Here is a 15,262-nt window from a genome sequence, read left to right as displayed (position 1 = left end):
CTGAAAGAATAATAAATCTAATGAACGATTTAGTATCTATTTTAACACCAACATACAATACTGAAAAGTTCATTAGAGCAACTTTAGAATCAGTTCAAAATCAGACCTACCAAAACTGGGAAATGATTCTAGTAGATGATGCCTCTACAGACAAAACCGTTTCTATTATAGAAGAATTTGCTCAAAATGACAGTAGAGTTAAACTCTTTAAATTACCAGAAAATCGCGGAAACGGTTTTGCAAGAAACGCCGCTTTAGAAAAAGCCACAGGAAAATATATTGCCTATTTAGACGCAGATGATTTATGGTTTTCTGAAAAATTGGAAAAGCAGATCCAGTTTTTAAAAATGAATAATCAGCCTTTTACTTTTAGTTATTATGATTCTATTGATGAAGAAGGAAATAATTTAAGCAGAAGGGTTGAGTCACCAAATCCTTTAACTTATAAGGAATTGTTTTTCTGCAATTACGTAGGCAATTTGACCGCCATTTATGATGCAGATTATTTCGGAAAAATCATTCTGGAAACTACACAAAAACGCCAAGATTGGAGAATTTGGTTAACAATTTTAAAGCAAATTAAAATAGCAAAACCAGTTCCAGAACCTTTGGCCTTTTACAGAATTAGAAAAAACTCTGTTTCTTCTTCAAAATTTAAACTAATAAAACACAATTTTGGTGTTTATAGAGAATTTCATGGATATAATCTTGTTTTTTCTGTTTTGCTGATGATGAGGTTTTTATTTACTCAATTGATTATAAAACGAAAATATATTAAGAAAATTTAAATTAAACTTGATACCACAATTTGTGACATCAAGTTTGGAATATTATTTAAGATCACAAATTGTTACCTTAAAGAACTATTTTTTATAGCCAATCTTTACTCTTTCTGATTCATTTTCTTTTTTCTCAGTCAATTCATCTAAATAAGAAAATACTAATTCAATGTTTTTGTCATGATTCTCTAACTTCTTCTGAATCTGTAAAATATCAACTTTAATTTCTGTTGTATCCAAAAGCATTTGTCTCACTTTCGTAAAGATTCTCATAATTTGAATATTGGTTTGAATGGCTTTGTCGCTTTTTAAAATGCTTGAAAGCATTAAAATTCCATGTTCAGTAAAGGCATAAGGAAGATATTTTAAGTTGGAACCTCTTCCATTCTTCAAGGTCACAATTTGTGACCTTGAAGAATCATATTCTATTTTAGTAAGTTCAAACATAAAATCTTCTGGAAACCTTGAAACATTCCTTTTGACAGATTGTTTCAAAACTTTAGTTTCAATTCCATAAAGTGCGGCAAGATCACGATCAAGCATGACTTTTTGCCCGCGAATAAAATATATTTTGTTAGAAATTGTTTCCTCAGAAAGTAGAGAATGATTATCCATAAGTTTTTCAATTAAAAAAAACAAATGTAAGATTTTATTTATATTTATAAATAAGATTTAAACTGTTTTAGTTTTCCGCGATTGGTTCTTTTTAAAATAGTTTTTCTTGTAAAAGTGAAGTTTAAATTCGGTTCTAAATATAAATTGATTGCTTGTTTTATTTTCTCAATTTGTTCTGAAATTAATTCTTTTTCAGCGACATATTCAATTTCAAAAGTATCTAATTTGGTTTGTTTGATGATAAATTCTTTTACGTTTCCATCGTCTTCAATAATGCTTTTGGTTACATAATAAAACGTCAAACCTGGAGATTTTTTACCGCTTGGAAGAATTGCAACATCGTTGGTTCTTCCAATTAATTTTTTAAGAATTGGTTTCTGAGGAGTGCTTTTTTCGTCCAAAATTCCAATGTCGCCAATTTCGTATCTTATAAAAGGATTTGCTTTATTGAATAAAGAAGTAATCACAATTTTTCCTTCCGTTCCATGTGGAACAGGATTATTATTTTCATCTAAAATCTCGACAAAAAGTGTTTCTGAGTTTATCTGCCACTCTCCTTTAGGATTTTCAAAAGCAATTAAATCTAGCTCAGAAGCGCCGTATTCGCTTATAATTGGAATTCCAAATTGTTTTTCCAAAAGTCTTTTATCCGTTTCAAAAAGCATTTCTGAAGTAACAAAACAAGCTTTTAGTGTTGGACATATTTCTTTTAAAATGATATTTTTCTGTTCTAAAAATTTAGCAAAAAGAACAATTGAACTTGTATATCCGTTGATATAATCGAATTTTTTAGTTCTGAATTTTTTTAGAAATTTTTCTAAAACAGCATCAGACAAATCAAAAACGGGGAAACGAAAACGATGTGTCAAAAAATCTTTAAAACGTTCTTTTTGATATCCAATAAAATCCATCGGAATTCCGTAAAAGCGTGCTTGATACGAATGATTAAAATCAATTCCAAACCAGCCGAAACGCATTATATTGGAAGCCCAAGTCAAAGCATGAGAATATTTGTCTTTAGCAAAAACAAAAGGAGTTCCACTCGATCCGGATGTTTTGTTGAGATAAATGTTTTTTTTCGAATACCCTTTTGAAAGTCTTTCTTCAAGAGGTTTTTGGAGATTCTGTTTGTTCAAAATCGGAAGATCATTCCAGTTTTCAATCTTTTTGTTTCCAAGCAAATCACGATAAAAAGAATTGTTATTTAAATGAAAATCAACAATTTCTTTCTTTTTCTTTTCAATAAACGAAGTGCACTCTTCTTCAGAAAAGTGAACAATTTTATCCAATTCGGCTTTGGCTTCCTTAATTGGAAAACCATTTAGTTTGAGTGAAAGATCAAAAAGGCGAATCATTTTTCGGGATAATTTTCGTCAAAAATAATATTTAGCAATTAGTAACAATCAAGAATCACGAAGTTTTTAAGATTTAATTATTTTTTACGTTCAAAAGCAATTATTTTTGCACCACAACTAAAATACAACAACACATGACAATTTTACTATTGGGATCAGGCGGAAGAGAGCATGCATTTGCATGGAAGATGACACAGAGTCCGCTTTGCGAAAAACTTTTTGTAGTGCCTGGAAATGCCGGAACTGCTGCAATTGCTGAAAACGTTGCAATATCTCCAACTGATTTTGAAGCAGTAAAAGCATTAGTGCTTAAAGAAAATATAAGTTTGGTAGTCGTAGGGCCAGAAGATCCTTTGGTAAAAGGTGTTTACGATTATTTTAAAAATGACGAAAGTTTAAAACATATTCCAGTTATCGGGCCATCAAAATTGGGCGCACAATTAGAAGGGAGTAAAGAATTTGCCAAAGAATTCTTGATGAAACATAATATCCCGACTGCAGCATATGATAGTTTTACTGCTGAAACGGTTGAAGAAGGATGTAAATTTCTAGAAACATTACAACCTCCTTATGTTTTAAAAGCAGACGGATTAGCCGCTGGAAAAGGTGTTTTGATTATTCAGGATCTTGAAGAAGCAAAAACAGAATTAAGAAACATGCTAGTTCACGCTAAATTTGGAACAGCGAGTTCAAAAGTAGTTATTGAAGAGTTCTTGGACGGAATCGAATTGAGCTGTTTCGTTTTAACAGATGGGAAAAGCTATAAAATTCTTCCAACAGCAAAAGATTACAAACGTATTGGAGAAGGAGATACGGGTTTAAATACAGGCGGAATGGGAGCGGTTTCTCCAGTTCCTTATGTAGATGCAGTTTTGATGGAAAAAATTGAAACACGCATCGTAAAGCCAACGATAGAAGGTTTTCAAAAAGACGGAATCGAGTACAAAGGATTTGTTTTTATCGGCTTGATCAATGTAAAAGGTGAACCAATCGTTATTGAATACAATGTGAGAATGGGTGATCCTGAAACTGAAGTTGTGGTTCCGAGATTAAAATCAGATCTAGTTGAATTGTTCTTGTCTGTTGCAGATCAAAAATTAGGAGACTTTAATTTAGAAGTTGATCCACGAAGCGCAACAACTGTAATGGTTGTTTCTGGCGGATATCCTGAAGATTTTGAAAAAGGAAAAGTAATTTCTGGTTTAGAAAATATTACAGATTCTATAGTTTTTCATGCGGGAACAAAATTAGATGGCCAAAATATCGTTACTAATGGAGGACGTGTAATTGCTGTAACATCTTATGGAGACGATTTCCAACAGGCCATAAAAAAATCTTACCAAAACATAGATAAACTAAGCTTTGATAAGATGTATTTTAGAAAAGATATTGGCTTCGATCTAATTTAAAAAATAAATAGAACCAGCCCTTTTTAATTAAAGGGTTTGGTTTTTATTTTAAAAATGAGTGAGCTGTTGTATCTTGGTTTTCTGTTCCGGCATCATCAAAAATACGTAATTGTTTAATCCAATAACCAATTGCGCACGCACAGATGATCATGAAAATCCAGTTAATAGTGTTTGCACCAAACCATGTAATTAATTCCAAACGACGTAAAAAGTCAAGAGGAGCAAACAAAATGTTAACGAATAGGTATTGAATTCCTTCGAAAAAAGCTGTCATAATTTTAAAAATTATATGTTATTTATTGTTGTGTAATGCCTTGAAGATAAAATTCGGTAAACCAAATCTTTTTTCAACTTGTTAGGTTTTTCCTTTTAAACAAGTAGTATCTTTACAATCACAAAAGTATAAAATATCCTTATGATAACAAGTGTTTTTAAAAAATCTACGCCATTAAATTATTCATTGGTTGTAATTTTAATACTGGTTTTCTTTTTTATGTTCCAAATTAAAGACCCTTCTTGGGTTACTTCTTATTTTTTGGCTTTTCAAAAAGTGAGTTTATTATGCTTTATTTTGGCTTCTTTTTTTATGATTAATTTCATTGTAAAAAAGAATGGACTCAGTAAAGACAATGGTTATGCGATACTTTTTTACTTGTTGTTTGTTCTATTTTTCCCAACCATATTTAATGACTCAAATGTTATCTACGCCAATTTTTTTATTTTATTGGCACTTCGACGATTGATTTCGCTCCAATCTCTCAAAGCATCAAAAGAAAAAATATTTGATGCAGCATTTTGGATTTTTATAGCTTCTTTATTTCAATTTTGGAGTATTCTCTTCTTAATATTGGTTTATATTTCTATTATTTTTCACGTTTCAAGAGATTATAGAAACTGGGTTTTGCCATTTATCGCACTTTTGGCAGTAACAATTTTATTCTACATGACATCTTTAATTTTAAATTTTGATGCCGTAGCTTTCATTCAGGAAAGAGCAGTAATCGATTTTAGAATTGATTATTTTAAGAATAATTATGAAAATGCAGCACTTTCAATATACACTGCTGTCGCTTTATTTTTTGTTACTTCGATGCTAATGACATTGTCAAATAGACCACAAATTGTCCATTCTTCGTATAAGAAAATAGTAGCTTGCTTTTTTATAGCAGCCATTGTTTACATCATTTCGCCAAATAAAAGCAACGATTTGCTATTGTTTAGTATTGCACCATTAAGCATTATGGCAACGAGCCACGTAGAATACATGCAACAGAAACTGAATAACGAAATTGTTTATTACACTCTGATTGTGTGTAGTTTATTTACGTTTTTCTCTCAGCTATAATTTACTACCGTAAGCAAGATCACCAGCGTCGCCAAGACCTGGAACAATGTAGTTTTTCGCGTTTAGTTTCTCATCTAAAGAAGCAACCCAGAGATGGCAATTTTCGGGAAGATTTTTTTCTAGATAAGCAATTCCTTCTGGAGCAGCAATAACAACAACAATATGTATTTCTGCTGGAATAGCGTTTTCGACCAATTTTTGGTGAACTGCAACAATTGATTGTCCCGTAGCCAGCATCGGATCTAGAAGCAAAACGGTTTTATTATTTAAGTCTGAAATAGCTTGATATTCAACTCGAATTTCAAATTCGTCGTCATTATTTGGGTGGAATCTGCAAGCAGAAACAAAGCTGTTTTCTGCATGATCAAAATAATTTAAAAAGCCATTATGAAGTGGTAATCCAGCACGTAATATAGGGCATAAAACTAAATCCGTATCAATTTCTGTAGTTTTTTTAATTCCTAAAGGAGTTTGGATTTCAACATTTTTATAAGGCAAAATTTTGCTCAATTCATAAGCCATAATTTCACCAATGCGTTCAATATTTCTACGAAAACGCATGCTGTCATTTTGAACATTTACATTTCTAATTTGACCTAAGAAATGATTTAAAACGCTGTTATTTTCAGAGATATAATGAATTTTCATGATGAAATTGTAATTTATTTAGAGATAAAATGATGAAACGAAAAATAATTTCTTTTCTTCGCAGCATAAAAGTATAAAAAGTATCTTTGTATCTATAAAAAAATAAAGACATGTTTTCAAAATTAGCATATTCTGTTTTCGAGCAAAGTATCAAAGATTATCACCAGTTTGATAATGTAGATCAGCCGATCAATAATCCTTATCCAAAAGATAAGTTCGAGCATTTGTTATATCTAAAAAATTGGATTGACACCGTTCAGTGGCATTTTGAAGATATTATTCGTGACCCAAATATTGATCCTGTTGCGGCTTTAACATTAAAAAGAAGAATTGATGCATCAAATCAGGAACGTACTGATATGGTGGAATATATTGATAGTTACTTTTTACAAAAATACAGCAATGTAAAAGTAAAAGACGGGGCAAAAATCAATTCTGAAAGTCCTGCGTGGGCTTTTGACAGATTGTCGATTTTGGCTTTAAAAATTTATCACATGCATGAAGAAGCAAATCGTGCAGAAGCTTCTCAGGAACATAGAGATAAATGCCAAGAAAAATTGAATGTGCTTTTAGAGCAAAGGACAGATTTATCTACAGCAATTGAAGAATTATTGACAGATATCGAAAACGGTGATAAATTCATGAAAGTGTACAAACAAATGAAAATGTACAACGATGATGAATTGAACCCAGTTTTATATCAAAATAAGAAATAATTTGGCAGCGTTGTCCAACAACAAAATCAAACATATAGCCGTCATGAGACTATCCGCAATGGGAGATGTCGCCATGACGGTTCCTGTTTTACGGGCTTTTGTAAAACAATATCCAACGGTAAAACTGACCGTTATTTCTCGTCCGTTTTTCAAACCTTTTTTTGATGGGATTCCGAATCTTGAATTTTTTGCTTTTGATGAAAAAGAAAGACATAAAGGATTTCCAGGACTTTTACGATTGTTTAAAGATGTAAAAAAATTGAAGATTGATGCTTTTGCGGATCTTCATAATGTTTTACGATCTAAAGTGGTGAGTTTGCTTTTCGCTTTAAGCGGAAAAAAAAGAGCAACCGTTGATAAAGGGAGAGAAGGAAAAAAAGAATTAACCCGAGCCGAAAATAAGGTTTTCAAACAATTGCCAACCATGTTCGAAAGACATGCAAAAGTGTTTTCAGCTCTTGGTTTTCCTTTAGATTTATCGAAACCAGTATTTCCTGAAAAGGCAGTTTTAAGTTCTGATATTTTAGACATTATCAGAAATGAAAATCAAAAACTAATAGGAATTGCGCCTTTTGCACAATATGATTCTAAAGTTTATCCTTTGGATTTAATGAAAGAAGTAATTGCAAAATTGGCTGAAAATCCATCCTATAAAATTTTGCTTTTTGGCGGAGGAAAAAAAGAAATCGAAATTTTAGATTCAATTTCTGAGCCTTTTGAAAATGTAATCAATATGGCTGGAAAAATCAAATTTCAGCAGGAATTACAATTGATAAGCAATCTTGATGTGATGCTTTCTATGGATTCTGGGAACGCACATATTGCAGCAATGCTTGGCGTAAAAGTCGTTACACTTTGGGGCGCGACACATCCTTATGCAGGATTTTTGCCTTTTAATCAAAGTTTAGAAAATGCACTGACTTCAGACCGAAATCAATATCCAAAATTGCCAACATCAGTTTATGGCAATAAAGTTGTTGAAGGTTATGAGGATGCTATGAGGACAATTTTACCACAACAGGTCGTTGAAAAGGTTATAGAGCAGCTTTCATAAGGATTAGAAAATAAACTAGAAGGCGTCACTTTTTATAAGCTTCGGAGAAGCGAAATATTTATAGTAAAATATGCGTCTACAATATTAAAGCTCCAGCGGAGCGACATGTTTTTTATAATAATGTCGCTCCGCTGGAGCTTTTTTCTTTTGTTTTTATTGTGATCCTATAAATATTTTACCCCGCTGGGGTATTTGCTATGAACAATGTTTTAAGCAATATTTTTGTTTAAATATCTTTCATCAGAATCGAGGAAAGAATATCCTATTGTTTTTTTTCTTTTTTTGTTTACTATAATGGAAACAAAGTTATTTTTGTCCTCAGTTGACAAAAGAATATGTTCGAATTTTTGTGATGAATCTCTGTAAACTTTATAAATTAAGTCATTATCTTTTATTTTTTTAGATAAAACTTTAGCCGATTTAAGTTTGCTTACATAAGGCCAGATATTAAAAATATTCGAATCGGTCTTTTGGACTTCTTCCATTTTTTCGGTCAAAGTTGAATTGTATTTTTCTCTTTCAAGTAACTTCGGGCCTTTTTTGTTTTTCATTTTTATAATAACTGCCAGAACGCAAAGCGAAGCAGTTACAATCAGCATAATAAGTAAAGATAGATGAAAGTGGTGAACGTGAGCTGTCATGATATTTAATGTTAAATGTTTGACAAGTTTGATTAGCTCTGCAAATTCTCAAATCATGAGATTGCCATTGCTATAATTTTACCCCTAATTTAATGAAAATTCAGCAATATTTCGATAAAATTTTGCTTTTATTTCAATTAGAGCCAAATCTTCTCATCACGACAGCGACGGTAAATATAGCTTTTTAGATTTGCTATGGTTTCTTGGTAATTTGGTGCATCATAACCATAGCGTTCATGTTCCATTTGCTCTTTTTCAATGGCATCACATCCTTTTATAACCTCTTTAATCATATCGAGTAAAGCAAGTTCTTTATTATCGGTTTTTTGAAATTTAAGTTCAACAATATCATCCTGAAGTTCTTCACAATAATCAACAAGCTTCATAACTTCTGGTTCATCCAGAAGATATTCCTTATTTCTAAAAATTTCTCGCACCGATTTCATTTATAAATACTTAATAGTAAAAATTCCAAATTCCAAATAGGACAAATTTAAAAATAAAAAAATCCAAATTCCGTTTTAGTTTGGAATTTGGATTTTATATTTTGGAATTTATCAAATATTATACGTCGTCGTAATCAACATAAATAGTTTCTGAAGTTGGATGCGCTTGACAAGTTAAAATTAATCCTTCTGCAATTTCGCCGTCTGTCAAAATAGAATTTTTTGTCATTTCGGCAGTTCCTTTTGTAACGCGTCCTAAACAGCTGCTGCAGATTCCGCCTTGGCAAGAATAAGGAGCATCAACGCCTTGTTTTAGAGCAGCATCAAGAATAGTTTGTTTTTTAGACATTTCGAAAGTAGTTTCTTCATCGTCTACCAAAACAGTAATTTTTGTATGTCCTTCTTGAGAACCTTGAATTGCATGTTCTTCAGAAGAAGAAGTAAACAACTCAAATTTGATAGCAGATTCTTTTACATTTTTCTCTTTCAAAACATTAGAAACAGTATTGATCATGTCTTCTGGTCCGCAAAGGAAAAACTTATCAAATTGAAGTTCTTTGTGTTTGTTGTTTAAAACAAAATTCACAGCCGATTTTTCAATTCTTCCAAATAAAGCGTTTTCAGCTTTTGCTTGGCTGTATACATAATGCACAAAAAATCTGCCTACATATTGCAATTGCAAATCGTGAAGTTCTTGATGAAAAATTGTGCTTTCAGGAGTTTTGTTTCCGTAAACCAATACAAATGAACTCTTAGGCTCATTTTTAAGAACCGATTTTATGATAGAAAGAACTGGAGTAATTCCGCTTCCAGCAGCAAACGCCGCATAGTTTCTTTGTCTTTCAGCATCTGGCTCAAAAGTAAATTTACCTTCTGGCTGACCCACTTCAAGAACATCTCCCGCTTTTAATTTAGTATTGGCAAACTGAGAAAAAAGACCATTTTTTACTGCTTTTACAGCAATCCTTAACTCGCCGCTGTCTGGTGCCGAGCAAATAGAATAAGCTCGTCTAATTTCTTGGTTGTCAAGAGTTAGTTTTAAATTTATATATTGTCCAGCTATAAATTTATAGTCTGATTTTAGTTCTTCAGGAACATTAAAAAGAATAGAAACAGCATCTGCAGTTTCGCGTTTAACCTCTTTAATTATAAGTTTTAAGAATGAAGGCATGATAGAATTTTTATGCAAAAGTAGCAAACCACTATTAAAAGTTTAGCACGAAATTATTTTTTTTAACTTTTTTTGTAACGTTTTCCTACTTTTGGTCTCTTACTACAAAAATACTAAACCATAAACCATGATTAAGAAGTTTATTTATTTAGAATGGAAGGCTTTTATTAGGTCGGCATCTTTTGGTAAAAATCTGGCAATGAAAATTATAATAGGTTTTCTGATGATCTATTTTTCATTAGTTTTTGTCGCAATGGGCGTTGGCGCATTTTATGTTCTTAAAGATATGAATTTGGAACCATTGGCTACAATAAACAAATTTTTAATTTATTATTTCCTCTTTGATTTGGTGATTAGATTATTACTTCAATCAATACCGGTTTTAAACATCAAACCATTATTGGTATTGCCTTTTAAGAAGCCAGTAATTGTTCATTTTTCATTAGGAAAAACAGCTTTGTCGTTTTTCAATTGGGTTCACGCTTTGTTTTTTGTGCCTTTTTCAGTTGTCTTAATTTTGGAGGGATACGATGTTGTGGGAATCTTTTTTTGGTATGTAGGAGCGATGGCTTTTATTTATATCAACAATTTTTTGAATATTATTTTAAGCAACATCGAAAAATTGTTTGTTGTATTTGTGGTACTAATTTTGGCTTTGGCGGGAGCACAATACTACCAGTTTTTTGATATCACAACATTTACAACTCCGTTCTTTCAGAGCTTTTACGATATTGAAGGGGTATTTTTAATTCCTGTTCTGATCTTAGGCGGTTTATATGCTTTCACTTTCAAATATTTTAAAAACAATTTATATCTGGATGCAGGACTTTCTGTAAAAGAAGATGTTGCAACAACAGAAAATTTTTCGTGGCTTAATCAATTTGGGACTTTGGGAACTTTCTTGAAAAATGATATTAAACTCATTAAAAGAAACAAAAGATCTAAAACAACGATTTTCATGAGCGTTCTCTTTTTGTTCTACGGATTTCTCTTTTTCGGAAACTCTCATCAGCCCCCTGTAATGCACATTTTTGCTGGCATCTTTGTTTCGGGCGGATTTTTGTTTGTATTTGGACAGTTTGTACCAAGCTGGGATAGTTCGTATTATCAATTAATGATGACACAAAATATTCCGTATCGAGGTTACATTACTTCAAAATGGTGGCTCATTGTTATTGTAACTTTTCTTTCTACCATATTGGCTTCCTTTTATCTGTTTTTAGGATGGGAAATTTATCTCACAATTGTAGTTGGAGCAATTTATAACATTGGGGTCAATTCTCATTTAGTGCTCCTGGGCGGTGCATTTACCAAAACGCCAATAGATTTAAGTAATGCCGGAGGTGCTTTTGGAGATAAAAAAGCTTTCAACGTAAATGCAATGTTATTGACGCTTCCAAAAATTTTACTGCCTTTGGGGCTTTATGCAATTGGACTTTATTTGAATAATAAAAATCTTGGTTTAGCATTGGTTGCCGGAGCTGGAGTCTTAGGATTTGTGTTCAAAGAAAAAGTGTTTTCATTAATAGAAAGAAGATACAAAATTGAAAAATACAGTACAATAAGTGCTTATAAACAAAAGAGTTAATTTGATAATTAGAGAATTTGGCAATTAGAAAATCCAAATAAAAAAGACAATTTTTTAATCTAAAATCAACAATCTAAAATCTACAATTACATCATGATACGAGTAAATCAACTTTCAAAAAAATATAACGGAACTACAGTTTTAAACATTAGCAATTTAGAAATCCCAAAAGGACAGAGCTTTGGCTTGGTGGGGAATAACGGAGCAGGAAAAACAACATTTTTCAGTTTGCTTCTGGATCTTATTCAGCCTTCAACAGGGTACATAAAAAGTAATAATATTCAGGTAAATACAAGTGAAAACTGGAAATCTTTTACAGGATCATTTTTAGATGAAAATTTCCTTATCGGATATTTGACTCCAGAAGAATATTTCTATTTCATCGGAGATTTACGCAATCAAAACAAAGCAGATATTGATGCACTTTTAGCGAAACATGAAGAGTTTTTTAATGGTGAAATTTTAAAGAATAAAAAATACCTTCGTGATCTGTCTAAAGGAAATCAGAAAAAAGTGGGAATTATTGCGACGCTTATTGGAAACCCAGAAGTAGTCATTTTAGACGAGCCTTTTGCAAATTTGGATCCAACTACAGTAAGCCGATTAAAAAAAATTATCAAAGAATTAGCCGACGATCCAAATGTAACCGTTTTGGTTTCAAGCCACGATTTACAGCATACGGTAGAGGTTTGTGATAGAATAGTTGCGCTTAACAAAGGTGAGATTGTCAAAGATATTCAGACCTCAAAAGAGACCTTACAAGAACTAGAATTATTTTTTGCCGTGTAAGAATTTCTATATTTCAAAAAGAAGCGTATTTTTACATGTGATTATACTAAAATTAGTTTTTAGTAGTTATGTGTTTTAAACTCTTTTCTATTGAAAAAGAATACTCTTAAATATAGTTTTATTCCCATTTTTTTATTCTTTTTGATAGCTTGTTCTACCAAAAAAAATACCTTTTTGGCTCGAAGTTCTCACTCGATTGGGACTAAATATAATATTCTTTATAACGGAGGAATTGGACTTGATAAAGGGTTAAAATCTATTCAGGCCAATAACGAAGATAATTTTTGGAAACAGCTGCCAATTGAGAAAATGCAGTTTGATGAAAATTTTTCTGAAGGCGAAAAAGCTAAAAATCCTGATTTTGAAAAAGCAGAGACTAAAGCTACAAAAGCCATTCAGAAACACTCCATGAATATTGGCGGAAGAGAAAGAAACTGGCAGATGGATGAAGCGTATCTAATGCTTGGAAAAGCAAGATATTACGACCAGCGTTTTATCCCGGCAATTGAGGCATTTAATTATATTTTATATAAATACCCAGAAAGCAATAACATTTATACTGCAAAAATCTGGCGAGAAAAAACCAATATGCGTTTAGGCAATGATGCAATTGCGCTTAAAAACATCAAAATTTTACTTAAAAAAACAGATTTAGATAAACAGACTTATGCTGATGCCAATGCACTTTTGGCAGAAGCTTTTTTAAATCTGGAACAAAAAGACAGCGCTGTTTCTAGACTTAGAGTTGCTGAACAATTTACAAAAAGCAACGAAGAACGGGCAAGATATCGTTTTATTCTTGGCCAGATGTATCAAGCAGAAGGAAAACGTGACAGTGCCATTTACTTCTATGATGCCGTTATTGATTTAAACAGAAAGGCAGATCGTAAGTATATGATGCACGCTTACGCGAAAAAAGCACAGATGTTTGATTATGGAAAAGATAATGATACAATTTTCTTAAAGACATTTAATAAATTGGTGACTGATCGTGAAAATCGCCCTTACTATGATGTTCTTTTTTATGAAATGGGAGTTTATTATGATAAAAAGAAAGATCAGGAAAATGCCTTGAAATTTTACAATAAATCTTTAGGAAGAAAATCTAAAGACCCATATTTGATGGCTTCGGCTTATAGAAATATTGGAAATATGTATTTTAAAGATACAGATTACTCAATGGCAGCCAAATACTATGACAGTACTTTGGTAAAACTGGATCCTAAAACCAGAGAATTCGCTTTTATAGAAAAAAACAGAAAAAATCTTGATGACGTAATTAAATACGAAGCTATTGCAAAACGCAACGATAGTATTATTAAGGTATTCAACCTGCCACCAAACGAAAAGAAAGATTATTTCGAAAACTATATCGCCGAGCTTAAAAAGAAAGATGAAGCAAAACGTCTTTTAGAAGAAAAAGAAAAAGAGCGATTGGCCAATATTGATAGAAATTCTCAAGCAGATTTTTCAGGAAACGGAGCTGTTAATCCGAATTCTTTAGGTAAACCAGTAGAACCAGAAGGAATTGGCATGCCTCCAGGCGGAAATGATAATGCAAGTACCTTTTATTTTTACAACCCAACAACGGTTGCTTATGGAAAACTGCAGTTTAAAAAAATGTGGGGAAGCAGAACATTGGGCGGAAATTGGAGATTGGCAGGAGTAAAATCTGCAAACGATGCGGCAATGAACGACACTATTAATACGAAAGAAGTTGCCAATGCGCTAAAAGACACTATTGTTCCTGAAAAATATACTGTGGCATATTATGTAGAACAGCTTCCAACTTCGCAAGCTGCGATGGATAGTATTGGTAAAGAACGTAATTTTTCATACTATCAATTAGGACTTATATATAAGGAGAAGTTTAAAGAATATAATTTGGCTAGTGACAAACTAGAACAGTTACTTAAAAATAACCCTGAAGAAAAATACGTATTGCCATCGATGTATAATTTGTACAAAATTTATCAGATTACAAATCCGGCAAAAGCAGAAGCTATAAAAGCAGAAATTTCTACGAAATATCCAGATTCGAGATATGCCCATATTTTAAACAATAAAGAAGACGATCCAAATTCAAGTCCCGATAAAGAATATCAAAAATGGTATAAACTTTTTGAAGAAGAGAAATTCGACGAGGTCTTAGCCAATATTGACAACCTTATTAATCAATATTCGGGAGACGATATTGTGTCGAAATACGAATTGTTAAAAGCCAATACTTTAGGAAAAGTAAATGGTTTAGAAGCTTATAAAAAAGGACTTGAGAATGTGGCAGACAATTATCCGAATAGTGAAGAAGGTAAAAATGCCAGAGAAATTCTTGAGAAACAAGTACCTGTTTTAGAAAAACTTAGTTTTACAACAACTGATACTAAAAACTGGAAAATATTGTATCGTGTTGCTAACAACGATACCAAAACCGTTAAAAGAATTGAAGAAGCTATCCGAGTATTTTTATTAGTTGAAAATTACGAAAGATTGACAACATCTTTGGATAAATACAATAAAACAGAAAGTTTTGTAGTTATTCATGGTTTAAAATCTGAGGCTTACGCAAATGATATTGCTGGAGTTTTCAGAGAAGATAAAAAATATAAAATCCCAGATCAGGCTATAATAATATCAAATGATAATTACAAAATCGTTCAGATCAAAAAAAATTTAGACGCATACCTGACCCCGAAAACCCCTTAAATC

Annotated in this window: 15 protein-coding genes; 8 read left to right on the top strand and 7 right to left on the bottom strand. The window is 31.9% G+C overall.

The features are described from left to right. Nucleotides 1–20: 20 nt before the first annotated feature. On the top strand, nt 21–788 hold the full coding sequence (locus tag BB050_RS07735; RefSeq protein WP_066033173.1) for a glycosyltransferase family 2 protein: 768 nt from the start codon (nt 21–23) through the stop codon (nt 786–788). Between the two features lie 75 nt (nt 789–863). Here BB050_RS07735 and BB050_RS07730 read toward each other — a convergent pair whose 3' ends face one another. Next, on the bottom strand, nt 864–1,394 hold the full coding sequence (locus tag BB050_RS07730; protein ID WP_066033172.1) for an ORF6N domain-containing protein: 531 nt from the start codon (nt 1,392–1,394) through the stop codon (nt 864–866). Between the two features lie 44 nt (nt 1,395–1,438). Further along, a complete protein-coding gene (locus BB050_RS07725; RefSeq protein WP_066033171.1) occupies nt 1,439–2,749 on the bottom strand; it encodes a phenylacetate--CoA ligase family protein in 1,311 nt (436 codons plus the stop codon). A gap of 134 nt (nt 2,750–2,883) precedes the next feature. Here BB050_RS07725 and purD point away from each other — a divergent pair, with 134 nt between their 5' ends. Continuing rightward, nucleotides 2,884–4,158, top strand: coding sequence for a phosphoribosylamine--glycine ligase (gene purD / locus BB050_RS07720; RefSeq protein ID WP_066033170.1), 1,275 nt, complete (start codon nt 2,884–2,886; stop codon nt 4,156–4,158). Nucleotides 4,159–4,201: 43 nt separating this feature from the next. On the opposite strand, the gene BB050_RS07715 is transcribed toward purD, so the two are convergent. Then, nucleotides 4,202–4,432 (bottom strand): DUF6341 family protein, encoded by a 231-nt coding sequence (locus BB050_RS07715; RefSeq protein ID WP_008465813.1) that lies wholly within the window; start codon nt 4,430–4,432, stop codon nt 4,202–4,204. 141 nt (nt 4,433–4,573) lie between these two features. On the opposite strand from BB050_RS07715, the gene BB050_RS07710 reads away from it, so the two are divergent. Beyond that, nucleotides 4,574–5,503 carry a DUF6427 family protein gene (locus tag BB050_RS07710; RefSeq protein ID WP_008465815.1) on the top strand — a complete coding sequence of 310 codons (930 nt, stop codon included), beginning with the start codon at nt 4,574–4,576 and terminating at the stop codon, nt 5,501–5,503. Here BB050_RS07710 and upp read toward each other — a convergent pair. After that, entirely contained in the window at nt 5,498–6,151 is a 654-nt protein-coding gene (gene upp, locus BB050_RS07705) for a uracil phosphoribosyltransferase (protein ID WP_066033169.1), read from the bottom strand. The genes BB050_RS07710 and upp overlap by 6 nt on opposite strands. A gap of 110 nt (nt 6,152–6,261) precedes the next feature. On the opposite strand from upp, the gene BB050_RS07700 reads away from it, so the two are divergent. Together BB050_RS07700 and BB050_RS07695 are read left to right on the top strand one after the other, a co-directional pair. Continuing rightward, a complete protein-coding gene (locus BB050_RS07700; RefSeq protein ID WP_066033168.1) occupies nt 6,262–6,867 on the top strand; it encodes a DUF4254 domain-containing protein in 606 nt (201 codons plus the stop codon). Nucleotides 6,868–6,910: 43 nt separating this feature from the next. Further along, nucleotides 6,911–7,921 (top strand): glycosyltransferase family 9 protein, encoded by a 1,011-nt coding sequence (locus tag BB050_RS07695; protein ID WP_066033167.1) that lies wholly within the window; start codon nt 6,911–6,913, stop codon nt 7,919–7,921. A 209-nt stretch (nt 7,922–8,130) separates the two neighbouring features. On the opposite strand, the gene BB050_RS07690 is transcribed toward BB050_RS07695, so the two are convergent. From BB050_RS07690 to BB050_RS07680, 3 genes are all read right to left on the bottom strand, one after another. Next, nucleotides 8,131–8,562 carry a hypothetical protein gene (locus BB050_RS07690; protein WP_008465819.1) on the bottom strand — a complete coding sequence of 144 codons (432 nt, stop codon included), beginning with the start codon at nt 8,560–8,562 and terminating at the stop codon, nt 8,131–8,133. Nucleotides 8,563–8,699: 137 nt separating this feature from the next. After that, a complete protein-coding gene (locus BB050_RS07685) occupies nt 8,700–9,008 on the bottom strand; it encodes a hypothetical protein (RefSeq protein WP_066033166.1) in 309 nt (102 codons plus the stop codon). A gap of 118 nt (nt 9,009–9,126) precedes the next feature. Further along, the gene (locus BB050_RS07680) at nt 9,127–10,179 is read right to left on the bottom strand and encodes a 2Fe-2S iron-sulfur cluster-binding protein (protein WP_008465821.1); all 1,053 of its coding nucleotides are present in this window, start codon (nt 10,177–10,179) and stop codon (nt 9,127–9,129) included. A 127-nt stretch (nt 10,180–10,306) separates the two neighbouring features. Between BB050_RS07680 and BB050_RS07675 the strand changes: the two genes are divergently transcribed. The 3 genes from BB050_RS07675 to porW all read left to right on the top strand — a co-directional run bounded on the left by BB050_RS07675 (nt 10,307) and on the right by porW (nt 15,259). Then, a complete protein-coding gene (locus tag BB050_RS07675; protein WP_066033165.1) occupies nt 10,307–11,767 on the top strand; it encodes a DUF5687 family protein in 1,461 nt (486 codons plus the stop codon). A 93-nt stretch (nt 11,768–11,860) separates the two neighbouring features. Further along, nucleotides 11,861–12,556 (top strand): ABC transporter ATP-binding protein, encoded by a 696-nt coding sequence (locus tag BB050_RS07670; protein ID WP_066033164.1) that lies wholly within the window; start codon nt 11,861–11,863, stop codon nt 12,554–12,556. Between the two features lie 174 nt (nt 12,557–12,730). Then, entirely contained in the window at nt 12,731–15,259 is a 2,529-nt protein-coding gene (gene porW, locus BB050_RS07665; protein ID WP_472342780.1) for a type IX secretion system periplasmic lipoprotein PorW/SprE, read from the top strand. Nucleotides 15,260–15,262 lie beyond the last annotated feature (3 nt).

The organism is Flavobacterium anhuiense (assembly GCF_001705175.1).
GTDB lineage: Bacteria > Bacteroidota > Bacteroidia > Flavobacteriales > Flavobacteriaceae > Flavobacterium > Flavobacterium anhuiense.
Note: the sequence above shows the minus strand (reverse complement) of the source record. Positions and strands in the feature narration are given on the sequence as shown.